The 23273-nt window shown below is 64.2% G+C and carries 26 protein-coding genes and 1 pseudogene; 17 read left to right on the top strand and 10 right to left on the bottom strand.

Annotated features, from left to right (window positions below; translation table 11 throughout):
• The 4 genes from fliK to AC630_RS05695 all read left to right on the top strand — a co-directional run.
• A partial coding sequence (fliK, locus tag AC630_RS05710) for a flagellar hook-length control protein FliK (RefSeq protein ID WP_074117554.1) occupies nt 1–854 on the top strand: 854 nt, incomplete at its 5' end.
• The gene (locus tag AC630_RS05705) at nt 851–1114 is read left to right on the top strand and encodes an EscU/YscU/HrcU family type III secretion system export apparatus switch protein (protein WP_074117543.1); all 264 of its coding nucleotides are present in this window, start codon (nt 851–853) and stop codon (nt 1112–1114) included. The genes fliK and AC630_RS05705, both read left to right, overlap by 4 nt.
• A gap of 31 nt (nt 1115–1145) precedes the next feature.
• Nucleotides 1146–2003, top strand: coding sequence for a class D beta-lactamase (blaOXA, locus tag AC630_RS05700; protein WP_502691500.1), 858 nt, complete (start codon nt 1146–1148; stop codon nt 2001–2003).
• Nucleotides 2004–2082: 79 nt separating this feature from the next.
• The gene (locus tag AC630_RS05695; protein ID WP_074117542.1) at nt 2083–2739 is read left to right on the top strand and encodes a carboxymuconolactone decarboxylase family protein; all 657 of its coding nucleotides are present in this window, start codon (nt 2083–2085) and stop codon (nt 2737–2739) included.
• Nucleotides 2740–3020: 281 nt separating this feature from the next.
• Here AC630_RS05695 and AC630_RS05690 read toward each other — a convergent pair whose 3' ends face one another.
• Both AC630_RS05690 and AC630_RS05685 read right to left on the bottom strand, forming a co-directional pair.
• Nucleotides 3021–3602: a hypothetical protein gene (locus AC630_RS05690; RefSeq protein WP_074117541.1), complete on the bottom strand. Its 582-nt coding sequence runs from the start codon at nt 3600–3602 to the stop codon at nt 3021–3023.
• A gap of 164 nt (nt 3603–3766) precedes the next feature.
• Nucleotides 3767–4171, bottom strand: coding sequence for a DUF4260 domain-containing protein (locus tag AC630_RS05685; protein ID WP_074117540.1), 405 nt, complete (start codon nt 4169–4171; stop codon nt 3767–3769).
• 149 nt (nt 4172–4320) lie between these two features.
• Between AC630_RS05685 and AC630_RS05680 the strand changes: the two genes are divergently transcribed.
• Together AC630_RS05680 and AC630_RS05675 are read left to right on the top strand one after the other, a co-directional pair.
• Nucleotides 4321–5853, top strand: coding sequence for an acyl-CoA carboxylase subunit beta (locus AC630_RS05680; RefSeq protein ID WP_074117539.1), 1533 nt, complete (start codon nt 4321–4323; stop codon nt 5851–5853).
• Nucleotides 5854–5965: 112 nt separating this feature from the next.
• The gene (locus AC630_RS05675) at nt 5966–6313 is read left to right on the top strand and encodes a hypothetical protein (protein WP_074117538.1); all 348 of its coding nucleotides are present in this window, start codon (nt 5966–5968) and stop codon (nt 6311–6313) included.
• Between the two features lies 1 nt (nt 6314).
• On the opposite strand, the pseudogene AC630_RS46730 reads toward AC630_RS05675, so the two are convergent.
• Together AC630_RS46730 and AC630_RS43450 are read right to left on the bottom strand one after the other, a co-directional pair.
• Nucleotides 6315–6461: pseudogene (locus tag AC630_RS46730) on the bottom strand (glutathione S-transferase family protein); the annotation flags it as partial.
• 217 nt (nt 6462–6678) lie between these two features.
• Nucleotides 6679–6948, bottom strand: coding sequence for a hypothetical protein (locus tag AC630_RS43450; protein WP_143197837.1), 270 nt, complete (start codon nt 6946–6948; stop codon nt 6679–6681).
• A gap of 111 nt (nt 6949–7059) precedes the next feature.
• Here AC630_RS43450 and AC630_RS05665 point away from each other — a divergent pair, with 111 nt between their 5' ends.
• A complete protein-coding gene (locus tag AC630_RS05665) occupies nt 7060–7509 on the top strand; it encodes a DUF2214 family protein (protein WP_074117537.1) in 450 nt (149 codons plus the stop codon).
• 4 nt (nt 7510–7513) lie between these two features.
• Here the strand turns inward: AC630_RS05665 and AC630_RS05660 are convergent, their stop codons facing one another.
• On the bottom strand, nt 7514–8161 hold the full coding sequence (locus tag AC630_RS05660) for a glutathione S-transferase family protein (protein ID WP_074117536.1): 648 nt from the start codon (nt 8159–8161) through the stop codon (nt 7514–7516).
• A gap of 250 nt (nt 8162–8411) precedes the next feature.
• Between AC630_RS05660 and AC630_RS05655 the strand changes: the two genes are divergently transcribed.
• Together AC630_RS05655 and AC630_RS05650 are read left to right on the top strand one after the other, a co-directional pair.
• Entirely contained in the window at nt 8412–8726 is a 315-nt protein-coding gene (locus tag AC630_RS05655) for a hypothetical protein (RefSeq protein WP_074117535.1), read from the top strand.
• Between the two features lie 201 nt (nt 8727–8927).
• Complete coding sequence (locus AC630_RS05650) at nt 8928–9206, top strand: twin-arginine translocation signal domain-containing protein (RefSeq protein WP_074117534.1); 279 nt, start codon at nt 8928–8930, stop codon at nt 9204–9206.
• Between the two features lie 142 nt (nt 9207–9348).
• Here the strand turns inward: AC630_RS05650 and AC630_RS05645 are convergent, their stop codons facing one another.
• The 3 genes from AC630_RS05645 to AC630_RS05635 all read right to left on the bottom strand — a co-directional run bounded on the left by AC630_RS05645 (nt 9349) and on the right by AC630_RS05635 (nt 11657).
• On the bottom strand, nt 9349–9597 hold the full coding sequence (locus AC630_RS05645; protein WP_074117533.1) for a GCG_CRPN prefix-to-repeats domain-containing protein: 249 nt from the start codon (nt 9595–9597) through the stop codon (nt 9349–9351).
• A gap of 178 nt (nt 9598–9775) precedes the next feature.
• On the bottom strand, nt 9776–10786 hold the full coding sequence (locus AC630_RS05640; protein ID WP_074117532.1) for an alpha/beta fold hydrolase: 1011 nt from the start codon (nt 10784–10786) through the stop codon (nt 9776–9778).
• A gap of 172 nt (nt 10787–10958) precedes the next feature.
• The gene (locus AC630_RS05635; protein WP_074117531.1) at nt 10959–11657 is read right to left on the bottom strand and encodes an ArsR family transcriptional regulator; all 699 of its coding nucleotides are present in this window, start codon (nt 11655–11657) and stop codon (nt 10959–10961) included.
• A gap of 263 nt (nt 11658–11920) precedes the next feature.
• Between AC630_RS05635 and AC630_RS05630 the strand changes: the two genes are divergently transcribed.
• The 3 genes from AC630_RS05630 (at nt 11921) to AC630_RS05620 (ending at nt 13543) form a co-directional block, all read left to right on the top strand.
• Complete coding sequence (locus tag AC630_RS05630; protein ID WP_074117552.1) at nt 11921–12229, top strand: NIPSNAP family protein; 309 nt, start codon at nt 11921–11923, stop codon at nt 12227–12229.
• A 42-nt stretch (nt 12230–12271) separates the two neighbouring features.
• The gene (locus AC630_RS05625; protein WP_074117551.1) at nt 12272–12622 is read left to right on the top strand and encodes an antibiotic biosynthesis monooxygenase family protein; all 351 of its coding nucleotides are present in this window, start codon (nt 12272–12274) and stop codon (nt 12620–12622) included.
• Nucleotides 12623–12733: 111 nt separating this feature from the next.
• Nucleotides 12734–13543, top strand: a complete 810-nt coding sequence (locus AC630_RS05620) for an isocitrate lyase/PEP mutase family protein (RefSeq protein ID WP_074117530.1) — start codon at nt 12734–12736, stop codon at nt 13541–13543.
• A 187-nt stretch (nt 13544–13730) separates the two neighbouring features.
• On the opposite strand, the gene AC630_RS05615 is transcribed toward AC630_RS05620, so the two are convergent.
• Nucleotides 13731–14126, bottom strand: a complete 396-nt coding sequence (locus tag AC630_RS05615; protein WP_074117529.1) for a hypothetical protein — start codon at nt 14124–14126, stop codon at nt 13731–13733.
• Between the two features lie 165 nt (nt 14127–14291).
• On the opposite strand from AC630_RS05615, the gene AC630_RS05610 reads away from it, so the two are divergent.
• A complete protein-coding gene (locus AC630_RS05610; RefSeq protein ID WP_074117528.1) occupies nt 14292–14933 on the top strand; it encodes a trimeric intracellular cation channel family protein in 642 nt (213 codons plus the stop codon).
• A 125-nt stretch (nt 14934–15058) separates the two neighbouring features.
• Here the strand turns inward: AC630_RS05610 and AC630_RS05605 are convergent, their stop codons facing one another.
• Complete coding sequence (locus tag AC630_RS05605) at nt 15059–16285, bottom strand: c-type cytochrome (protein ID WP_074117527.1); 1227 nt, start codon at nt 16283–16285, stop codon at nt 15059–15061.
• Between the two features lie 274 nt (nt 16286–16559).
• Between AC630_RS05605 and AC630_RS05600 the strand changes: the two genes are divergently transcribed.
• The 4 genes from AC630_RS05600 (at nt 16560) to AC630_RS05585 (ending at nt 23178) form a co-directional block, all read left to right on the top strand.
• Complete coding sequence (locus tag AC630_RS05600; protein ID WP_074117526.1) at nt 16560–20051, top strand: indolepyruvate ferredoxin oxidoreductase family protein; 3492 nt, start codon at nt 16560–16562, stop codon at nt 20049–20051.
• A gap of 510 nt (nt 20052–20561) precedes the next feature.
• Nucleotides 20562–21719, top strand: a complete 1158-nt coding sequence (locus tag AC630_RS05595) for a thiolase family protein (protein ID WP_074117525.1) — start codon at nt 20562–20564, stop codon at nt 21717–21719.
• A complete protein-coding gene (locus tag AC630_RS05590; RefSeq protein WP_074117524.1) occupies nt 21719–22108 on the top strand; it encodes a Zn-ribbon domain-containing OB-fold protein in 390 nt (129 codons plus the stop codon). Before AC630_RS05595 ends, AC630_RS05590 begins: the two co-directional genes overlap by 1 nt.
• A 209-nt stretch (nt 22109–22317) precedes the next feature.
• Complete coding sequence (locus AC630_RS05585) at nt 22318–23178, top strand: MaoC family dehydratase (RefSeq protein ID WP_074117523.1); 861 nt, start codon at nt 22318–22320, stop codon at nt 23176–23178.
• The last annotated feature ends 95 nt before the right edge of the window (nt 23179–23273 follow it).

Genomic DNA, 23273 nt, shown 5'->3' with positions numbered 1-23273 from the left:
CGGCTCAGGCCGCGGGCGAGGCGGCGCAGGCAGCATCATTGTCGCCCGAACCGGACATCGCCCAAACGCCGCAAATGCCGCGCAGCGCCGCCTTCGCGGTCGCCGTGCTTGCTGATATCGCCGCCGACGTCTCGCAGGCCGCAGTGCCGCGAACGATGTCCGCCGGCCTTGCCGCGAGCCTCTTGCAGGAGGTCACGCAGAACCTGCCGCGCATGACCGGCAACGTCCCCGGTTCGAACAAGGCGGTGCCTGATGGCCACGTCTTCGAGGCGGCCGCGCGCGCGACGCCGCCGCCGATCCGCGGTGCGCTGCCGTCGCCGCAATCGATCGCTTCGGCGACGCTCGCGCCTGATACCCCGCTGGCCGCGACCGTGCACCGCCTGCTCGACGACACCGATGCCGCGATCGCACGGCAGACCTTGCTCCAGGTCGCCTCGCTCCCCGACCGCACCGATGCCTCGGGCCATCGCATCGATCCCGCCGTGCCGCAGTGGAATTTCGAGATTCCCTTTGCAACCCCGCACGGCACCGCGATGGCGCAGTTCGAGATCTCGCGCGACGGCGGCAGCGAGTCCGCCGATCCCGCCAAGCGCGCCTGGCGCGCGCGCTTCTCGCTCAATGTCGAGCCGGCCGGCCCCGTGCATGCGCTGATCACGCTTAACGGCGACAAGACCTTCGTGCGGATGTGGGCGGAGCGGCCGGCGACCGCGCAGCAGCTCCGGGCCGGCCTCAGCGAGCTCAATCAGGCGCTGACAAGGGCCGAGCTCAAGCCCGGCGACATCGTGGTCCGCGACGGCACCCCGCCGCAGCCTGCGCCGACCCGTACGGGGCATTTCCTGGATCGCGCCACATGAGCGATGAGTCCAAGCTCGCGATCGCGCTGCATTACGAGAAGGGCAGTGGCGCGCCTGTCGTCGTCGCCAAGGGCAAGGGCACGATCGGCGCAAAGATCGTCGAGATCGCCAGGGCGAACGACATCCCGATCGAGGAGAACGAGATTTTGGCCGGCGCGCTCTCTAAGGTCGAGCTCGGCGAGGAGATCCCGCCCGACCTCTACAAGGCCGTCGCCGAAGTGCTGGTGTTCGTGCTGCGGCTGTCGGGCCGGGCGCGGTAGCCCGTCATCGTTTCACCACGATAGAGGCTGCATGGTCGCGCGGTATTTCCAAATTCAACGGACACTGCTCTTGCTGACCCGCCGCTCTACCCTCGGCCTTCTTGCCGCAGCCGCCACCATGCCGCAGCGCGCGCTCGCTCATGTCGCGCCGCCGCGCAACGAGATCCGCGAGAGCCTGGCAAAACGCTTCACCGACCTCGGCACGGCGGGCACCTTCGTCGCCTACAAGGTCGACGACTATCTGATCGTCGCCAGCGACAACGAGCGTTCGGGCGAGGGCAAGCTGCCGGCCTCGACCTTCAAGATTCCAAACTCGCTGATTGCGCTCGAGACCGGCGTTGTCGCCGATCCCGACAAGGACGTGTTTCCCTGGGACGGTGTGAAGCGTCCGATCGAAGCCTGGAACAAGGATCACACGCTGCGCAGCGCGATTCTCGTGAGTGCGGTGCCGGTCTATCAGGAGATCGCGCGTCGCATCGGCCAGGAGCGAATGCAGAAATATGTCGATCTGTTCGACTACGGCAATCGCGATATCGGCGGCGGCATCGACCAGTTCTGGCTCACCGGAGCCTTGCGCATCGATCCGGTCGAGCAGATCGATTTCGTCGACCGGCTGCGCCGCCGCGCGCTGCCGATTTCAAAGCGCAGCCAGGATCTCGTCTGTGACATCCTGCCGGTCACCAAGGCCGGCGAGAGCGTCATCCGCGCCAAGTCCGGGCTGTTAGGGGCAGAGCGCGGCGAGCCGTCGCTCGGCTGGATGGTCGGCTGGGCTGAGAAGGGCAGCGCGCACACCGTGTTCGCGCTCAACATGGATTGCCGCGAGCAGCGCCACATCGAGGCCCGCATGCCGCTGACGCAAGCCTGCCTTGCCGAGATCGGCGCGATCTAGCTTCACCGCGCTGGCGCATACCAAGTCGCTCGAATAGCATCGTCCCGACCAAGCAAGAAAAATGGTCGGGAGGAAAACAATGAACTCAAAGCCGCTCTGGCTGTCGTCGCTCGCGCTTGCCGCTGCGGGCGGCTGGCTCGCCGCCACGATGTTGGCAGCACCCGCCACCAGCAAGGAGCCGCGCTTCCCGCAGCTCACCATGGACCAGCTCGACGCCAGGCAGAAGCCGCTCGGCGAGCAGATCATGAAGGTGTCGAGCGTCGGCATCGGCGGTCCCTACAATCCGATGATCCGCAGCCCCGTGCTCGGCCAGCGCCTGTTCGACCTGTTCTACTATCTGCGCTGGGAGACGTCGGTCCCGACCAAGCTCAACGAATTTGCGATCATCATCATCGGGCGGCAGTGGCGCTCGCAGGTGGAATGGTTCGCCCACGCGCCGCTGGCGGCGAAGGCGGGCCTGTCGCCCGACATCATCGCGGAGCTCAAGGCCAACAAGCGCCCGTCGAAGATGGCCGAGGATGAGGCTGTCGTCTACGACTTCGTCACCGAGCTCACCACCACCAAGAAGGTCACCGACGAGACCTATGCGCGGGCGAAGAAGGTTTTCAACGACCAGCAGATCGTCGACCTCACGGCGGTCGCCGGCAACTACGTAATGGTCGCGATGCTGCTGGCGATGGCGGAGGAGACTGTGCCGCCGGACAAGCAGGAGCCGTTCAAGGCGGGCGAGCCGTAGGAGACTCGTCATTGCGAGGAGCTCGCGACAAAATTGCGAAGCAATTTTGCGCTGATGCGACGAAGCAATCCAGAATCTTTCCGCGGAGGAACCCTGGATTGCTTCGCTGCGCTCGCAATGACGGAGTATATAGCGCCGACGCCGGCTCCCATGTGCATCTCATGGTGAGGAGCCCGCGAGAGCGGGCGTCTCGAACCATGCAGGCCGAGCAGTCGCTCAGCGACACACCGGCTCGCCGGCCGCCGAATCGCCGCGCTGTCAATTCGCCAGCCGTGGCCAGCTCAGGCGGTATCGGTCTTCTTCGCCGTCAGCACCTGGTCGATCGCAAAGCCGCCGATCTCGCTCATCGCCTGTGAGATCAGGTCGCCCTTGCGGGCAAAGCCGTCGCAGAGGAAATCGAACTGTGTCCGTGCCAGGCGCAGCACCTCGATCGGCACGGAGACCGCGGTCTCGTTGAAACTGTCGACGGAGGCGCGCAGCGTCTCGAGCTCGATGGTGAGCTTGCCGATGTGGCTTTCGGCATCCTGCATCAGGCCGAGCAGCTTGCCGCGCTCGGCATCGAACGCTGCGCGCTCAGTGGCGGCAGCCGAGGTCACGTCGGCAAGCTGCTTCCGCAGGGTCTCGATCTGAGCGACCACGAGCTCGGTGGCTTCACGCAGCTTGACGAGGCGCTTGTTCTCTTCCTGCTGCTCGTGAAAGAGCCGTTCGGCCGACATCGCCCGCTGCGTGAGCGATTCGATCAGGGTTGCGGCGCGCAGCAGCATCTCGCCGTTCCGCCCCGACACCATGCTGGCCATCCGGCGCAGGAAGTCGGTGGTTTCGGACGAACTCTTCGGCGGCAGGGGGACGACCGTCGCGGACATTGGGTGATGCTTGCAGCCAGACGTGGTGACCGCCGCCGTACCGACTGAGCTCACGCAACATTCGGCGCCTGATCGTGAGTTCCGAGCAAGCCTGAATCGGCAGGCCTGGTCAACCGGCGAGGGCCGACAAAATGGCCGCACTCCCGCCGCCAGAGCGTTCGGGGTCAGGCGTCCTTCTGCCGGCCGATCCGGCCGAGATGGGTGAAGCCGAACCCGGCCGAATATTTCAGGCCATAGCCGAGCGCCCGGTCGATGCCGATATGGGCGAGCCAGATCAAGGCGATCGACAGGGTGAGGGGCGAGGCGAAGCCGAAGCCCAGCGTCATCAGCGTCACCGGCAGCATGTAGCTGTGGGCCGCGTTGTAGACGAGGGCGCCGAATTTGGCGTCCGACAGGTATGCCAGGAAGCTCAGATCGGGAACGAAGAAGAGCAGGGCGAACACCAGCCAGGAGCCGCCCCAGGCCGCGTAGAGCATCACCATGCCCGCAAACAGGGTCAGGCCCTCCAGGCGGAGCAGGATGTTGACGCCGCCCGTCGCCGCGCCGGTCTCGGCAGCTTGCTCGTCCATGGTCGTCTCCCAGGCAAAACTTTGTAATTCCTTGCGCTTTCACGCTGCGGCAGGGCAGCCCTGCGACGCCGAAAGCCGCTTCCCGGCTCGCAAAATGCCGTGTTAGAACCCCCGGCAATCGCATTTAGGCTAAGAACTGGCGGGAGCAAATGAAACATATCCTGGACGCCCTTGAAGAACGTCGTGCCGGCGCAAAGCTCGGCGGCGGGCAGAAGCGCATCGACGCGCAGCACGCCCGCGGCAAGCTGACCGCGCGCGAACGCATCGAGCTCCTGCTCGACAAGGGATCGTTCGAGGAATTCGACATGTTCGTCGAGCACCGCTCGACCGAGTTCGGCATGGAGAAGACCAAGATCCCCAGCGACGGGGTCGTCACCGGCTGGGGCACCGTCAACGGCCGCAAGACGTTTGTGTTCGCCAAGGACTTCACCGTGTTCGGCGGCTCGCTGTCCGAGACCCACGCGCTGAAGATCACCAAGCTGCAGGACATGGCGATGAAGGCGCGGGCGCCCATCATCGGCCTCTACGACGCGGGCGGCGCCCGCATCCAGGAGGGCGTCGCGGCGCTCGCCGGCTATTCCTACGTGTTCCGGCGCAACGTGCTCGCCTCGGGCGTGATCCCGCAGATCTCCGTCATCATGGGCCCCTGCGCCGGCGGCGACGTCTATTCGCCGGCGATGACCGACTTCATCTTCATGGTGAAGAACACCAGCTACATGTTCGTCACCGGTCCCGACGTGGTGAAGACGGTGACCAACGAGGTCGTCACCGCCGAAGAGCTCGGCGGTGCCTCGGTCCACGCCACGCGCTCCTCGATCGCCGACGGTGCCTTCGAGAACGACGTCGAGACGCTTCTGCAGATGCGGCGCCTGATCGACTTCCTGCCGTCCAACAACACCGACGGCGTGCCGGAATGGCCGAGCTTCGACGACATCGGACGCGTCGACATGTCCCTGGACACGCTGATCCCCGACAATCCGAACAAGCCCTACGACATGAAGGAATTGATCCTGAAGGTCGTGGACGAGGGCGACTTCTTCGAGATCGCGGAATCCTTCGCCAAGAACATCGTCACGGGCTTTGGTCGCATCGCGGGCCGCACCGTCGGCTTCGTCGCCAACCAGCCGATGGTGCTCGCCGGCGTGCTCGACAGCGACGCGTCCCGCAAGGCCGCGCGCTTCGTCCGCTTTTGTGATGCCTTCAACATCCCGATCGTCACCTTCGTCGACGTGCCGGGCTTCCTGCCGGGCACCGCTCAGGAATATGGCGGCCTGATCAAGCACGGCGCGAAACTGCTGTTCGCCTACTCGCAGTGCACCGTGCCGCTGGTGACCATCATCACCCGCAAGGCCTATGGCGGCGCCTTCGACGTCATGGCTTCGAAGGAAATCGGCGCCGACATGAACTACGCCTGGCCGACCGCCCAGATCGCGGTGATGGGCGCCAAGGGCGCGGTCGAGATCATCTTCCGCTCTGACATCGGCGACCCCGACAAGATCGCGGCGCGAACGAAGGAATACGAGGACCGCTTCCTGTCGCCGTTCATCGCCGCCGAGCGTGGCTACATCGACGACGTCATCATGCCGCACTCGACTCGCCGCCGAATTGCGCGTGCGCTGGCGATGCTGAAGGACAAGAAGACGGAAATGCCGGCGAAGAAGCACGACAATTTGCCGTTGTGAGAAAGGACGTAGCCCGGATGGGCGTAGCGACATCCGGGTCTCTACTCAGATCCCGCGTGTCGCTTCGCTCATGCGGGCTACTGATTTCTTCTGATTTGGCATCCTCGATCCAATGACCGAAGACGATCTGACTGACGAGATTTCGGACATCGAAGATCGGATCGCGGCGCTCGCTGAGATCGCCGAGCGATGCCGGAAGTTCATTCTGGCGTCGAAGATCGCCATCGGCGGTGGCGCCGCGCTGTTGTTGATCACGATCCTCGGCTTGTTGGGGACAGGCCTGACCGCTGCGCTCGGATCGATCGCCCTGGTGCTGGGCGGGATCGTGTCGCTCGGTTCGAACATCAGCACGTTGCAGCAAACCGAGAGCGCCATTGGTGCTGCGGAGGCGCGTCGCTCGGCATTGATCGGCAGGATCGACCTTCGCGTCGTCGCTGATACGCCGATGAAGCTGGTCTGATGGCGGCGCTTCGATCGCCGAACGGCACGCTCGCGACGCGATAGAGCAAGGAGGCTTCTTCCAGCGCCCGACGTACACGAGGGTCGCGCACGAAACCCCGCGGTCGCTCGGGAACCCAATCGAAAGTGGTCAGCGTGAGGTCGGCCATTGGCGCGAACCGGAACGCATGGCTGAGCCGTGGGGCGCGCGAACAAAAAAAGCCCCCGAGAGGAAACCTATAATGGGAATCTTTGGGGGGGTATTTTTTTGGCGAAGCTCGTATTGAACAAGTGCGAGGTTTCTATTTGCTCACCCGCCCCGGTTCTCCTTCACTGGCTGCTCGATCTGCGGTTATCCCGCTCTCGGTCGTCAGAGGACCAGCGTGGTCAATTGCCGTGATAATCACAGGACACGCACATATGACCATCTTGATCCATGTTCTGCTTAGGATTGTAGCCTGAATCGTGCAGATTCTGCCTGTAGAGTGCCCAAGCAGGTCGTTCGTCAATACTAGCACCTGTTGGAGGAGCGCCAGCAGTCATCACAGTTGATCGGTATTTCTGATGGAGTGATGAAACATGATGCTGATTACTACCAGCATTAGCTGACACAACACCGAAAGCTAATGTGGCTGCAATAAGAAGTGCGGTCTTCATGATACACCTCCTATAAGGCAACGGAGTTGCTGCCAAAGCAAGGTTACTGCTTCTGTCAACCGGTTCATTGTGAACTAGCTCACATCGTCGCACGTCGAAGCGACTTCCTTCATGACCTCGAACATGTCCACTTTCTTCCATCACCTGTGCGTGTTCACGCTGGTCACAGCGGTCGCGGTCGAGTTCACGCTGATCCGGCAGGAACTAACGGTGTCGATCGCACGACGGCTTCAGGTCACCGATGTTGTGCTGGGCGCTGCCGCCGCGGCGCTGCTCATCGTCGGGCTGCTGCGGGTGTTATTCTTCGAGAAAGGCTACGACTACTACCTGCATAGCTACGCGTTCCTGACGAAAATCGCGCTCTTCGTCATCCTCGGGGCGTTGTCGGTCATTCCGACGCAGGAGTTCTTGTCGTGGAGTTCGTCGATCAAAGCGGGGCAGGCGCCTGTGCTCGACGCCAGGCAGAAGCGGCTGGTGTCGTCGATCATCCACGGCGAACTCGCAGCCATCGTGGTCATCCTGCTCTGTGCGGCTGTGATGGCGCGGGGAGGGTGGGTTTAGCCGGTCAGCGCGCCGCATCCGCCGCGGCGAAATAGGCCATCTGGTCCGCGCGGGCTTTGACGAAGGCCGGGCGGGCCGTGGCGCGGGTGACATAGCCGCGGCAGGCCGGATGTTCCGTGAGCCCGTCGAAGCGATCGATGAGGCGCAGCACGTCCGACATCAGGATGTCGGCGACGGAGAAGGAGCCCGCCAGCCATTCGCGGTCGGCCAGCACCGGCTCCATGTGCTTGAGGCGGAGCTTGAGGAAGTCGTCCAGAAATTTCCACGCCGGTGTATCGCTCGCATTCCCGGTGAATTTGAGGATCGACCAGGGCAAGCTCGCCATCTCCACCGAATTGAGCGCGGCGAACACCCATTTCGTCGCCTCACTGCGGCCGCGCGGATCGGTCGGCATCAGCTCTGCATTGCGCTCGCCGAGATGGAGCAGGATGGCGCCGCTCTCGAAGATCGAGATGTCGCCATCGGTCAGCCACGGTACCTGACCGAAGGGCTGGTGCGCCAAATGCGCGGCGCTGCGATCGCCGAACGGCACGCTCGCGACGCGATAAGGCAAAGCGGCCTCTTCGAGGGCCCAGCGCACACGCAGATCGCGCACGAAACCCCGCGGTAGCTCGGGAACCCAATCGAAGGTGGTGAGGGTGAGGTTGGCCATTCGGTGTCTCCGTGTCCCGGTTCAACGCAAAGGACGAGCGAACGGCGCGCGTTCCGACAGCGGAGTCGAAATTTCTCACAAAGCGCACATGGCTCGTCATGGCCGGGCTTGTCCGGCCATCCACGTCCAGGCCGGCCGGAAACAACGACGTGGATGCCCGGCACAAGGCCGGGCATGATCCGTCGTGTGGACTTTTTGTTACCGCCACTTTGACGGTCTATGCTGACGCCAAACAACAGGAGGAACCCCGATGCCCGCCGCCTTCTTCGTCGTCCGTGCGATCGTGACAGATCCCAGCAAGCGCGCCGCTTTCGACAAATGGTACGAGAGCGAGCATGTGCCCGACGCGGTGAAGGCGTTCGGCGTGAGCAAAGCCTGGCGGTTCTGGAGCTTAGATGATCCCTCGCTGCATCAGGCGATGTATCAGTTCGATGACGAGGCCAAGCTCGCGGCGACGCTGAAGGGCGATGCGTTGAAGCAGCTCGTCGCCGATTTCGACCGCGACTGGCCCGATGTGAAGCGATCGCGCGAGACGCTGGTGCTGGCGCAGGAGTTTGCGAAGTAGGCAGATCGTCGCCCGGATGGAGTGAAGCGTAATTTGCGGACCTCGCCTGATGCACGAATCCCGGATTGCGCTTCGCTCCATCCAGGCTACGGCTCCCCTTGTCACCTCTTCCATGAACCTGAACGCGCGATTCAGCGGCAGTTCATGTCCCGGCCGCGACACTTCCTCGGCATCACTTGCTCGATCGCCGGAGGATATGTCATGGAGCGCAGGAACTTTTTGAAACTTGCAATCGGTGTCGCAGCGGGAGCGGCCGCGTTCACCGCCGCCGCAGAAGCCGCGCCGTTGTCGCCGCAGCCGCTCGGTGATGCCCGCATGCCGCAAGGCAATCCGGACGCTCATCCCGCCGTCACCACCAGCGAGGAATCCGCCCAGCTGAAGCCGGAGCAGGTGCACTGGCATGGCCACGGCCACTGGCATCACCGTCATTGGGGCTGGCGCCATCGTTGGCATCGCCGCCGCCATTGGCGGCACTGGTAACGCCGCGCCGCCAGGAAGGCCTGCAAACGCCAAACGGGGACCGCGCTTTGCTGTCCCCGTTTTTGTTCGTCCTGATGACCGACAAGAGAATGGCCGCGCAGGCTTTCGCCGCGCGGCCATCTCGTCGTGTGAAAAGGTCAGATCAGATCGGGCGGCAGCGGCCAGCGTACCAGCGGAAGCCATAGGGGCACACGCGCGGACGCGGCGCTACGACGACCGGCGGGGCGACCACGACCGGCGGGCGAGCCACGACGACAGGACCGCGCATCGGACGGCAGTGACCATAGGCGCCACGGTACCAGCCGGGGCCGCAGCCGCCGGCGGCGCTGGCCGCCTCGCTGAAACCGACGACCGCGCTCGCGAGCATGACGGCGGCAAACAGATATTTCATTTGATCTTCCTTCTCGTCTTTTGGGGGCAGGGCGCTTGCGGCGCACAATGAATCAAAAGACACGATTCGATAGGTTAAATTGTGCGACATGTCGGCACGGCGCGATCCAAACCTGCCAATCATGACCTGAATGCGGCATGAACGTTCCCCGCATGCGGCTTCGTGCGACAGAATGGCGCTAGCGGTCGAGAAAACCGAGCACCAGCTCTTTGTACTTCTCCGGCGCTTCGAGGAAGACGAGGTGGCCGGTGTCCGGAATCACTTCGGCCCGCGCGTTCGGCATCTTCGCGGCGAGCGCCTTCGCGAGCTCGGCGTTCTGCCCCATCTTGGCGCGCAGCGCCTCCGGCGCGTTCGGCCGGCCCGGCGCGTTGTGGTCGTCGGCGCCCATGATGAACAATGTCGGTTCGGTGATGAGCGGGATCTCGTGCGCGACCGGCTCGCGATAGATCATCTGGGCGGAGCTGACGAAGGCGCGCAGCCAGCGCGGATAGTCCGGGCTGCCCTTGATGTTGAAGCGGGCATCGATGAACGGAGTGATCGCATCCGGCGGCAGCTTGATCGCGTAATTGGTCTGGAGCTGCTTGCGGTAGCCATCGGCGGTGAGCTTGTCCTCGGTCTCGATGATCTTCTCGGTCGGCGTCGGCGGTACGTAGAGGCGGTAGTCTTCCAGCCCGATCGGCGCGGTCAGCACGAGATGGGCAACACGGTCGGGATAGGCGCGGGCGATGCGCACACCCAGCATGCCGCCGAGCGAATGGGCGACGATGTCGGCGTTGCCGATCCCGAGATGATCGAGCAGCGCGATGGTGTTGCGCGCCAGCGTGTCGAAATGCAGCTCGCCCGTGGGCTTGGAGGATTTGCCGAAGCCGATCTGGTCCGGCACCACGACGCGATAGCCGGCTTCGCTCAGCATCTTGATCACGGGCGCCCAGTAGCTCGACGGGAAATTGCGTCCGTGCAGCAGCACCACGGTGCGGCCGTTCGGCTGCACTGGTGCGACGTCCATATAGGCCATGCTGAGCTGCTCGCCGTCATTGACGACCGGCAGCAGATGCACCGCATAGGGATAGGCAAAGCCTTCGAGCGCGATGCCGTAGGGCTCGCGTGGGGTCGTGTCCGCGGCTTGAGCGGAGGTGAGCGAAGAGGCGATGAGGGCGGCGCAGAGGGCGGCCGGGAGGGTGCGGTTCATTGGGGTCTCGTATCTGGTGCCGTCATTCCGGGGCGCGCGCAGCGCGAACCCGGAATCGCGAGGTTCCGGGTTCGATGCTTCGCATCGCCCCGGAACGACGGTGGCCATAAACGGGTGGATGGCCGGGTCAAGTCCGGCCGCTGCGCACTGCCACGTTCACACGCAGTTGTGTTTAGTCCTTGGCGTTCCCGAACAATGCCGCAAACTGCTTCTCGCCGGTGCGCGTAAAGTTCACGACGCGACTGCCGGGCATGGGATCGCGCGCAGCCCATTTCAATTCGGCGAAGCGTCGCATCATGGCGGCCCCGAGCGTGCCGGCGAGATGGTGGCGCCGCTCGCTCCAATCGAGGCAGGCCTTGCATACCGGGCGGCGCGGATGGGCGAGCGTCTCGGGCGAGATCTGCAGATGCTTTGCGAGGAAGCGCTCGCCCTCAGCCGTCAGCTCGATCTCCTGTTTCTTCTGCCTGACCAGTTGCCGCTCGCGCATGGTGTCGAGCATCTGCACGCCGAGGTCGCCGGCAAGATGATCGTAGCAGATGCGCGCGCGCCGCAGCGCCGGATCCTTCGGCCCGGTGCGCACGCGCATGTGGCCGGTCCGTGCGGCGAGGCCCGCAAGGCCCTCGAGCACGCCGGCGACGTCGTCGTCTGTGAGGCGATAGTAGCGGTGGCGGCCTTGCTTCTCCGGCTCGACCAGCCCGCCGGCTTCCAGCTTTGCGAGATGCGAGCTCGCGGTCTGCGGCGTTATGCCGGCCTCCTGCGCGAGCTCGCTCGCGGTCAGCGCGCGGCCGTTCATCAGCGCGGTGAGCATGTTCGCGCGGGCGGGGTCGCCGACGAGCGAAGCGACCATGGCGATGTCGGGACCTGATTTCATGCTTCGATGGTAGCCGAAGCATTGCGGTCGGGCAAGGACGTAGCGTGTTGCCACATCGTCGTTGCCAACGAACGGCGAAGCAAGATCGGAAAGTCGATCCTCACCCTGAGGAGCGCGCTCTTGCGCGCGTCTCGAAGGGCGAGGCCACCAGCGGGGCCTTCATCCTTCGAGACGCGCGTTCCGCGCTCCTCAGGATGAGGGACAGACAGCCTGGATTGCTTCGCTGCGCTCGCAATGACGATGTGGAAACAGAGGAGCCCATCATGTCAGTCACCGTCTTCATCCGCTACCAGCTCGATCCCTTCAAGCGCGCGCAGTTCGAGGAGTATTCGAAGCGCTGGCTCACCATCATCCCGAAATGCGGCGGCGATCTCATCGGTTATTTCATGCCGCACGAGGGCACCAACAACATCGCGTCTGCGCTGATCACTTTCGAGAGTCTCGCGGCCTATGAAGCCTATCGCGCCCGGCTGCGGCAGGATGCGGAGGGCATGGCCAATTTCCATTTTGCCGAGGACAACAAGTTCATCCTCGCGGAAGAGCGCACATTCCTGCGCAAGGTGGTAGTGTAGGCCAGAACACCTAGGCCAGAGCACCGCTAGCAGGAGATGCCCATGATCGCCGTGATTTTCGAAGTCTGGCCCAAGCCGGAACACCGCCAGGCCTATTTCGACCTTGCGGCCGATCTGAAGCCGATCCTGCAAACCATCGACGGCTTCATCTCGGTGGAGCGCTTCGAAAGCCTGACCGAGAAGGGCAAGATCTTGTCGGTGTCATTCTGGCGGGATGAGGCGGCAGTGCAGGCCTGGCGCAACACGATGGAGCATCGCCGCACCCAGGCCAAGGGCAGGGCCCAGATATTTGCCGATTACCACTTGCGCATCGCCGGCGTCGTCAGAGACTACAGCATGACCGATCGCGAGCAGGCCCCGAAGGACAGCCGCGCGGTGCACGACGCGCTCTAGCGTGTTCGGGTGTGCAGTGGCGCTGCCGGGCGCGCACTGGCGCTGCCGGGCGCACACTGGCGCTGCCCCGAATGCGTGCCTATGTCTGCGCGGCCAACAAGGGAGAGAAACATGCACGTGACAACCGCTGACAAGCGCGCGACATTCAGGAAGATGCATGAGAGCGGCTGCTTCATCCTGCCCAATCCGGTCGACGTCGGCAGCGCCAAGGCGTTGCAGCATCTCGGTTTCAAGGCGATCGCGTCATCGAGCGCGGGCTTTGCCTGGACCATCGGCAAGGCCGACAACCATGTCACCGTGGAAGACGTCTGTCAGCACCTGGCAGCATTGAGCTCGGCGGTCGACATCCCCGTCAACGCGGATTTCGAGGGCGGCTTCGCGGTCGAGCCGGAGAAGGTTGCGGAGAATGTCGAGCGTGGGGTGCGCACCGGCGTTGCCGGCCTGTCCATCGAGGATTCCACCGGCGACAAGGACAAGCCGATCTACGACCGTGCGCTCGCGATCGAACGCATCAAGGCGTCGCGCAAGGCGATCGGCGACAGCGGCACGCTGCTGGTCGGACGCTGCGAGGCGTTTCTCTGGGGCGTCACCGATCTCAAGCTCGTCATCGACCGGCTCACCGCTTACGCCGATGCCGGCGCCGATTGCCTCTACGCGCCGGGCCTGAAAACGCGCGAGGACATCGCCGAGGTGGTGAAGGCGGTGCATCCGAAACCGTTCAATCTCCTGATCGGTGGCTCCGGTCTGTCGTTGCAGGAAGCCGCCGATCTCGGCGTGCGCCGGATCAGCGTCGGCGGCTCGCTCGCGCGTGCCGCATGGGGCGGCTTCATGCGCGCTGCGAAGGAGATGGCGGAGAAGGGGACGTTCACCGAGCTCGGCAGCGGCTATCCCGGCGGCGAGCTCAACAAGATGTTCAGCTAGAGGCCAAACGAATAGCGGCGGGATGTGAGGTCCCGCCGCTTTCTCCTACGCTCCTCGTCATGCCCCGCCTTGTGCGCACTTGCGCACTGGGGCGGGGCATCCAGTACGCCGCAGCTTCTCGATTTGAACTCCGCCGTCTCTGGAATACTGGATCGCCCGGTCACGCCGGGCGATGACAGTTGTGGTTTTACTTCGCGCCGTCAGACGGCGCCTGTGTATCCGGGGCCGGCTTGCTCGGCGCAGCACCCGTGGTCACGCCCGGAGCGGCGTTGTTGCGCGGCGTCACGTCGCGCATGCCGGGAGGCGCAGCCGGATTGGCGGGCTGCGTCTGCTGAGCGCTCTGCGTCGCCGGTGTGTTGCTCGCCTGGTTGTTGCCCGTGCTCGTGTTGTTCAGGCCGTAGAACACGGCGCCCAGCACCACGGCTATTGCCACCGCAAACAGCGCGACCTTGCCGCTGGAGGCGGGGCCTTCGCCAAGCTCGGGATCGGCCTGAAGATCGGCATCGCGGCGCGCCGCGCGAAGATACTCATCGTCGGCGAGGTTCGGGCGATACGGATCGTTCGGAAAACGGTCGTCAGCCATCGATTGGTCTCCTCGTTGATTGCGGTGAGACAACCCGTAGATGCGAGATTCCGTTCCGCGCTCCCTTATGCTTTCGTCGCATGTTGCCCTCGCGTTGGGAATCGGGAACCTGTTCATTGGGGAACCCTGGACGTAAGTTCCACCATCGAAATAGGGAACAAGACGATGTGGAGCATGGAGAGCGACAGCGTATTGTATTTCCTGTCGCTGGTTGCGGTCGCCGCGCAGGGCATGACGGCCGCGCTTGCGGCTGGCCGGCGCAGCATGGACTGGCTCGGCGTCTGCTTCCTCGGCTGCATCACCGCGCTCGGTGGCGGCACGCTGCGCGATCTCCTCCTCGGACACTATCCGCTGGCCTGGGTTGCGAACCCCGTTTATCTCGCGCTGGCCGGCGGCGCGGCCTTCGTCACCATTTTGATGGCGCGCCTCGTGCACCGGCTGAAAGTCGCCTTCATCGTGCTCGACGCCATCGGCCTCGTCGTCTTCACCATGGCCGGTTGCAACGTCGCCTGGCAGATGGATGCCTCGCTGCCGATCGTCATCGTCTCCGGCATGGTGACAGGCTGCGCCGGCGGTGTCTTTCGCGACGTGCTCTGCAACGATGTGCCGCTGTTGTTTCGCTCCGAGCTCTACGCCAGTGTCTCGGTCGTGACGGGGCTGTTCTACGCCACCGCCTTCGGCCTCAAGCTCAACGCGGAGCTCTGGACGATTTTGACTTTCGTCCTCGGCGTCAGCTTCCGCCTCCTCGCGGTGCGCTACAAATGGGAGATGCCGAAATTCGTGTTCACGGAAGACGAGGAGCGGTAGTTGCGTTTCTTTCACGCTCCATCCACGTCGTCATTGCGAGGGCAGCGAAGCAATCCCGCATCTTTCCGCGGAGGGACTCTGGATTGCTTCGCTGCGCTCGCAATGACGGAGAAAGGCCCTATTAACTACGGCTCCTGCTTCCGCGCTTTCGCCACCTGCGCCGGCGTCACCAGCGGTGACGCGTTGCCCCAGGAATTGCGGATGTAGTTGGTCACCGCCGCGACCTCCTCGTCGGACAATTGCCTGGCATAGGCTGGCATCTCGCCGGCGTTGGGCGCGCGCGGCGTCGTCACGCTGTGTGCGCCGTCGAGAATGATCCGCAGGGTGGAGGATGGATTGACCGATTGCAGCAGCGCGTTGGCGGGCAGCGGCGGATAGATGCGCGGCGCACCAGAGCCGTCGGCCTCATGGCAGGCGATGCAGAGTTTTGCGTAGACAGCCTGGCCGGCTTTCATTTCGGCATCGTCAGGCGGCGTCACGATCGTCTCGCGCCGCACCGGCGGCAGGCTCTTCAAGTAAACCGCGATCGCATGCACGTCGGCATCGCTCATCTTCGACGTCGAGTGGACGACGACCTCGGCCATCGGCCCGTCGGCATGGCTTTTGGGGTTGCGTCCGCTTTGCAGATATTCGGCGACGTCCTCGACGCTCCATGATTTCAGCCCGGCGCGGGTCGCGCCATCGAGTCTTGGCGCGTACCAGCCGCCGACCTCGTTGCCCGACAGCGCCTGCGCCTGCTTGTCCGCGCCAAAATAGTTCTTCGGAGTGTGGCAGGCGCCGCAATGGCCGAGCCCGGTGACAAGATAGCCGCCGCGATTCCAGGATGCGCTCTGGCTCTGGTCCGGCTCGAACAGGCCGGGCTTGAAATACATGAAGTTCCAGACCCGCATCAGCCCGCGATGAGTGAACGGCCAACGCAGCTCCGGTGGCTTGTTGCGGCTGGTGACGGCCGCGAGCGTTCCGAGATAGGCGCGGATCGCCAGCGTGTCGTCCTTGGTCATCCGCGTGAAGTAAGGGTAGGGGAAGGCCGGGTAGTAGTTGGAGCCGTCAGGCGCGATGCCGTAGCGCAGGGCGCGGGTGAAATCGGCGTCCGTCCAGGCGCCGATGCCGGTGTCGCGGTCAGGCGTCAGGTTTGGCGTATAGATCGCGCCGAAGGGCGTGTCGATGCGCTTGCCGCCCGCGAACGGCTTCGCCGGATCGGCGGTGTGGCAGCCCGCGCAGTCGCCGGCCTCGACCAGCGTTTTGCCCTGGGCGATCAGCTCCGGCGTCGGCTCGGCGGCGAGGGCTGCACTCGCAACCGCACTGCACAATGCCAAACCCACAAGAGCCCAGCCAGCCAGAATCGTCCGCATCGAAAGCCTCTCCTGCGACCAATCGACGTCATCCCGCGTGATAGGAGCGTCACGTCATTTCGCGACGGCGGGGGTATGGTGACACAAATCGAAAATGCGTGACGCCTCGCAGCCACGAAATTGCGATCTTTGCCCGGCGCTCCGTTTGGTCCAGATTTGTGATGCGGAGCGTTAAATATCCGACATAAAGTGGCACAGGTGGTCGGCGCGCCCTAGCTAAAAACAACGGGCAGGCAACGGCTTAAGTCAGCAAGACCTGAATAGGGCGGTAAACATGGGCATCAACCAGGGTCCGATCAGTCTCGATCAAAAATACACCCAGGAAACCGGACACGTCTTCACCACGGGCATCCAGGCCCTGGTCCGCCTGCCGATGGCCCAGATCCGGCGCGACCGCGCCAACGGCCTCAACACCGCGGGCTTCATCTCCGGCTATCGCGGCTCGCCGCTCGGCGGCTACGACCAGCAGCTGTTCGCCGCCCGCAAGCATCTCGAACAGTACAACATCAAGTTCCAGCCCGGCGTGAACGAGGATTTGGCCGCGACGGCGGTCTGGGGCTCGCAGCAGCTCAATCTCTCGCCCGGCGCCAAGTACGACGGCGTGGTCGGCATCTGGTACGGCAAGGGCCCCGGCGTCGACCGCTGCGGCGACGTGTTCCGCCACGGCAATGCCGCTGGCTCGGCCAAGAACGGCGGCGTGCTGTGCCTTGCCGGCGACGACCACGGCGCAAAATCCTCGACCGTCCCGCATCAGTCCGACCATGCCTTCATCTCGGCGCTGATGCCGTATCTCTATCCCTCGAGCATCCACGAGATGATCGAGATGGGCCTGCTCGGCATCGCGATGTCGCGCTACTCGGGCTGTTGGGTCGGCATGAAGGTGATCACGGAGACGGTGGAGACCACCGCCGAGATCGACCTCACCGACGAAATGAAGCCCTTCATCATCCCCTCCGATTTCGAGCTGCCGCCCGGCGGCCTCAACCTCCGCTGGCCCGACGACCGCTTCGAGCAGGATCGGCGCCTGCAGGACTACAAGGGCTTTGCCGCGATCGCCTTTGCGCGCGCCAACAAGGTCAACCGCATCACCATGGATTCGCCGAACGCCCGCTTCGGCATCATGGCATCAGGCAAGAGCTATGAGGACGTGCGGCAGGCGCTGCGCGAGCTCGGCATCACCGAGCAGGTCGCCGCCAAGATCGGCCTTCGCCTCTACAAGATCGGTATGCCCTGGCCGCTCGAGCCTGAAGGCGTGCGCCAGTTCGCGGTCGGGCTCGAGGAAATCTTCATCATCGAGGAACGGCGCGAGATCGTCGAGAACCAGGTCAAGCAGGAGCTGTTCAACTGGCGCGACGACGTCCGCCCGCGCATCGTCGGCAAGATGGACGAGCACGACAAGCGCTTCCTGACCTTTTCGGCCGAGCTCAGCGTCGCCTCGCTTGCGACCTCGCTCACCGAGCGGCTTCTCCGACTTAATCTCAACCCCGAGATCGCGGAGATGCTCCGCGCCAAGGCCGACTGGTTCAACGGCCGTCAGGCGACGCAAATGCAGGCGGTCGCGCCGGTCTCTCGCGTTCCGTATTTCTGCTCCGGCTGCCCGCACAACACCTCGACCAAAGTGCCGGAAGGCAGCCGCGCGCTCGCCGGCATCGGTTGCCACTTCATGGCGCTGTGGATGGACCGCTCGACCGAGACCTTTACGCATATGGGCGGCGAGGGCGTGCCGTGGGTCGGCATCGCGCCCTTCACAAACGAGAACCACATTTTCGCGAATCTCGGCGACGGCACCTATTTCCACTCGGGCCTTCTCGCCATCCGCCAGGCGGTCGCCTCCAAGACGAATATCACCTACAAGATCCTCTACAACGACGCCGTCGCCATGACCGGCGGCCAGCGCCATGACGGCGATCTCTCGCCGCAGCAGATCACCTACCAGCTCCACGCCGAGGGCATCCGCGAGATCTATCTGGTCTCGGAGGCGCCCGACGCCTATCCGGCCGACACCATCGCGCCGGGCGTGAAGAAATATCACCGCGACGAGCTCGACCACGTCATGAAGATGTGCCGGGAGTTCAAGGGCACGTCCGCGATCGTGTTCGTGCAAACCTGCGCCGCCGAGAAGCGTCGCCGCCGCAAGCGCGGCTTGATGGAGGATCCGGCGCGCCGCGTCATGATCAATCCGGCGGTCTGCGAAGGCTGCGGCGACTGCTCGGCGCAGTCGAACTGCATCTCGGTCGAGCCGCTGGAGACCGAGTTCGGACGCAAGCGCGCCATCAACCAGTCCTCCTGCAACAAGGACTATTCCTGCCTGAAAGGCTTCTGCCCGTCCTTCGTCACCATCGACGGCGGAAAGCCGCGCCACCGCGCGCCGGCCGATCTCTCTGACATCGGCGCGCTGCCCGAGCCGGCCTCGCGCCCGGCGCTCGACAAGCCCTATAACATCGCCGTCGGCGGTGTCGGCGGCACCGGTGTGCTGACCATCGGTGCGCTGCTCGGCATGGCCGCTCATATCGAGGGCAAGGCATCGATGATCCTGGACATGTCGGGCCTTGCGCAAAAGGGCGGGGCGGTGCTGAGCCACGTCCGCCTGTCGGATCATCCGGCCGAGGTGACCTGCTCGCGGATCGTCACCGGAACGGCCGACGTGGTGCTTGCCGCCGACGAGGTGGTCGCGGTTGCCAAGGACACGATCTCGCTCTGCGACACCAGCCGCACCCGCGGCATCATCAACAGCCACGTCATTCCCACCGCAGATTTCGTCCTCAACCGCGACTTCAACTTCCAGACCCGCAAGCTGAACGCGGTGCTGGAGACGGCCTTGCATAAGGACTCCGTCTTCTTCGATTTCACCAAGCCGGCCGAGCAGCTTCTCGGCGACTCCATCGCCACCAACATGATGATGATGGGCTACGCCTATCAGAAGGGCCTGCTGCCGCTGTCGGCTGAAGCGATCGAGCAGGCGATCGAGGTCAACGGCGTCTCGGTCAAGATGAACAAGGAAGCCTTCCGCCTGGGTCGCCTCGCGGTCGCCGACCCCGCGCGCCTCGCGGACATGCTGAAGGGGACGGACGCGGTCGTCGCGCCGAAGACGCTGGACGCGATGACGCTGGACGAGGTCATCGAGCATCGCGCCAAGCATCTGACCGCCTACCAGAACGGCCGTCTCGCCAAGCGTTATCGCAAGCTGGTCGATCAGGTTCGCGACGCCGCGAAGCAGGGCGGTTATGACGAAGCGCTGCCGCGCGCGGTCGCGGTCAACTACGCCAAGCTGCTGGCCTACAAGGACGAATATGAAGTCGCGCGCCTCTTCACCGACGGCGCCTTCGAGCAGCAGCTCCGCGACCAGTTCGAGGGCGACTTCAAGTTCAACTTCAATCTCGCCCCGCCGATCCTGGCGAGCGGCGTCGATGCGCTGGGGCGCCCGAAGAAGCGCGCCTTCGGCCCGTGGATGCTGAACGTGTTCCGCGTGCTGGCGAAGTTCAGGTTCCTGCGCGGCACGCCACTGGACATCTTCGGCCGCAGCGCCGACCGCAAGCTCGAGCGCGACCTGATCGCCGGCTACGAGAAGGACGTCGCCACCGTGCTCGGCCTGTTGTCGCCGGTCACCGTCGACACCGCCGTCGAGCTGCTCTCGCTGCCCGACCGCATCCGCGGCTACGGCCCGGTGAAGGAGAAGGCGGTTGCCGACGCCAAGGCCCGCTACGCCCAGCTCGCCGCAGACTTGGCCAATCCGCCGCCCGCGCCGCGCCAGATCGCGGCGGAGTAGGGCGGTCTCGCCTCGAACCCAGTCTTGTAGGGTGGGTTAGCGCAGCGTAACCCACCACTTCTGCCACCGCGGAAACGAAAGAGGTGGGTTACGCCGAGCGACTGCGCTTCGCGCAGCCGCTGCGCTAACCCACCCTACGATTTTCTGTTTGAAATCAATCGCCGTTCTACTGTGCATGGGGTTGCTTTCGCCAAATAGAAAATCGTTGTGTCGTCGGGCAAAACACCTTTACGATTCTGGGCGACCGAAGCTCTCGTGCCCCGGACGCAGCGCAACGCCTCTTAGCGGTGCGCTGCGGAGCCGGGGCCCACGTTAAAACGATGTGCGCGGCGGCATGGGTCCCGGCTCTGCGCAGCAACGCCAACGCGTTGCAGCGCGTCCGGGACACGAGGGCATCACTTGCGCCCACCCGCTACCCTCTCGCCCGACGGAATATTTCCGCGCTTGCCAATCAGCCCACCGCGGTTCAGAAAAACGGAGCAAGAAGAAACGCGAGCGGAGACCTCTGTTTTGACCATCAAGGGCAAAGCCTACATTGCCGGGATCTACGAACACCCGACCCGGCATGCGCCGGACAAATCCACCGCCCAGCTCCATGCCGAGGTCGCCAAGGGCGCGATCGAGGATGCCGGGCTCAGCAAGGACGATATCGACGGCTATTTCTGCGCGGGTGACGCGCCCGGCGGCGCCTGGCCGATGGTCGACTATCTCGGCCTGAACACCAAGAAGCTCCGCCACGTCGATTCCACCGAAACCGGTGGCTGTTCCTACATCATCCATCTCGGCCATGCGGCTGAAGCGATCGCGGCGGGCAAGTGCTCGATCGCGCTGATCACGCTCGCCGGCAAGCCGCGCACCGGGGTGATGCCGCCGCGCGCGGCGGGCGCCGAGGTCGATTTCGAGTCCGCTTACGGCGCGACCACGCACAATGCCTATGGCATGTGTGCCATGCGCCACATGCACGACTACGGCACCACAAGCGAGCAGCTCGCCTGGATCAAGGTCGCGGCCTCGCATCACGCGCAATACAATCCGCATGCGATGCTCAAGGACGTCGTCACCGTCGAGGACGTGTTGAACTCGCCGATGATCTCCGATCCGCTGCATCGCATGGACTGCTGCGTCGTCTCCGACGGCGGCGGCGCGCTGATCGTGACGACGCCCGAGATCGCCAAGAGCCTGAAGAAGCCGCTGGTCAAGCTGATCGGCCATGGCGAGGCGATGAAGGGGCCGCGCGGCGGCAAGGATCTCGATCTCACTTACTCCGCGGGTGTCTGGTCCGGTCCGCGCGCGTTCGAGGAAGCCGGGATTACGCCGAAGGACATCAAATACGCGTCGATCTACGACAGCTTCACCATCACGGTGCTGATGCAGCTCGAAGACCTCGGTTTCTGCAAGAAGGGCGAGGGCGGCAAGTTCGTCGCCGACGGCAACCTGATCTCGGGCGTCGGCAAGCTGCCGTTCAACACCGACGGTGGCGGCCTCTGCAGCAACCATCCCGTCAATCGCGGCGGCATGACCAAGATCATCGAGGCCGTCAGGCAGCTGCGCGGCGAGGCGCATCCGAAGGTGCAGGTCAAGAATTGCGATGTCGCCATCGCCCACGGCACCGGCGGCCTTCTCGGCGTCCGCCACGCCGCCTCGACTGCCATTCTGGAGCGCGTGTGATGAGCGAAGCAAAGAAATATCCGGCCCCGGTGACCAATCCGGAGACCGCAGCGTTCTGGGACTCGGCCAAGCAGGGCAAGTTCATGATCAAGCGCTGCACCGCGTGCGGCGAAGCGCATTATTTCCCGCGTTCGATCTGCCCGTTCTGCTACTCCGACAAGACGGTGTGGGAGGAGTCCTCGGGCGAGGGCACGATTTACACCTACAGCCTGATGCGGAAGTCGCCGACAGGTCCCTATGCGATCGGCTACGTCACGCTGAAGGAAGGCCCGTCGGTGCAGACCAACTTCGTCGATTGCGATCTCGAGAAGCTGAAGATCGGCCAGAAGGTGAAGGTGGTGTTCAAGCCGACTGACGGCGCACCGCTTCCGTTCTTCACGCCGGTGTAGTTGTTACCCTCTCCCCCTGTGGGAGAGGGTGCCGTCGCGCAAGCGATGGCGGGTGAGGGGTCTCTATCCACGGAAAGACTCGCTCTGCGGCGCCAACCCCTCACCCGATTGAATTTGTTGCGGGCGCTCCGCAGCCCTCTCCCACAAGGGGAGAGGGCGCAGCAACGAGCGCCGCTGCTCGCGGAGAGAGCCGAGAGGAAACCAGAAAAATGTCCGCCAGATACGAAGAACTCAAAGGCCTGAAAAACATCGGCCAGAAATACAGCTTCACCGATCGCGATGTGATGCTCTACGCCTATGGTATCGGCCTCGGCGCCGATCCGATGGATGAGAAAGAGCTCGCCTTCGTCAACGAGGGCACGCTGACGCCGCGGCCGCTGAAGGTGGTGCCGACCTTTGCGTCCGTTGCGGCCTGGGGCGCGAGCCCGGGCGAGATGAACCTCAACCGCGTGATGATCGTCGACGGCGAGCGCGACATCACCTTCCACCAGCCGCTGCCGGTGGCCGCGCATATCACCGCCGACTCCTCTGTTGTCGAGGTCTACGACAAGGGCAAGGAGAAGGGCGTTGTGATCAGCCACCAGACCGTACTCAAGAACGAGAAGGGCGAGAAGCTCGCTACTCTCGTTGCCTCGCGCTTCGCCCGCGGCGACGGCGGCTTCGGCGGCCCGAACCTGACCCAGCCCGATCCGCACAAAATCCCCTCGCGGAGCCCCGACAAGACCATCGACATCACCACGCGTCCCGACCAGGCATTGGTCTATCGCCTCTGCGGCGATCGCAACCCGCTGCACTCCGATCCCGAGTTCGCCAAGAAGGCCGGCTTCCCGCGCCCGATCCTGCACGGCATGTGCACCTACGGCATCACCTGCCGCGGCGTGCTCCAGACCTACGCCGACTACGATGCAAGCGCGTTCCGCCAGCACGTCGCGCGGTTCTCCTCGCCGGTCTATCCCGGCGAGACCGTGACCATGGACCTCTGGAAGGACGGCAACGTGATCTCGTTCGAAGCCAAGGTGAAGTCGCGCGGCGTCACCGTGATCAAGAACGGCAAGACGGTGCTGGGTTAGGAGGGCACCGGCGGCTCACTCCCTCGCCCCGCTTGCGGGGAGAGGGTGGGGTGAGGGGGAGTCTCCACGAGGACAGTGACAGTCGAGTTCGCGGA

The sequence above is a fragment of the Bradyrhizobium sp. AS23.2 genome, from assembly GCF_001908185.1.
GTDB lineage: Bacteria > Pseudomonadota > Alphaproteobacteria > Rhizobiales > Xanthobacteraceae > Bradyrhizobium.
Note: the sequence above shows the minus strand (reverse complement) of the source record. Positions and strands in the feature narration are given on the sequence as shown.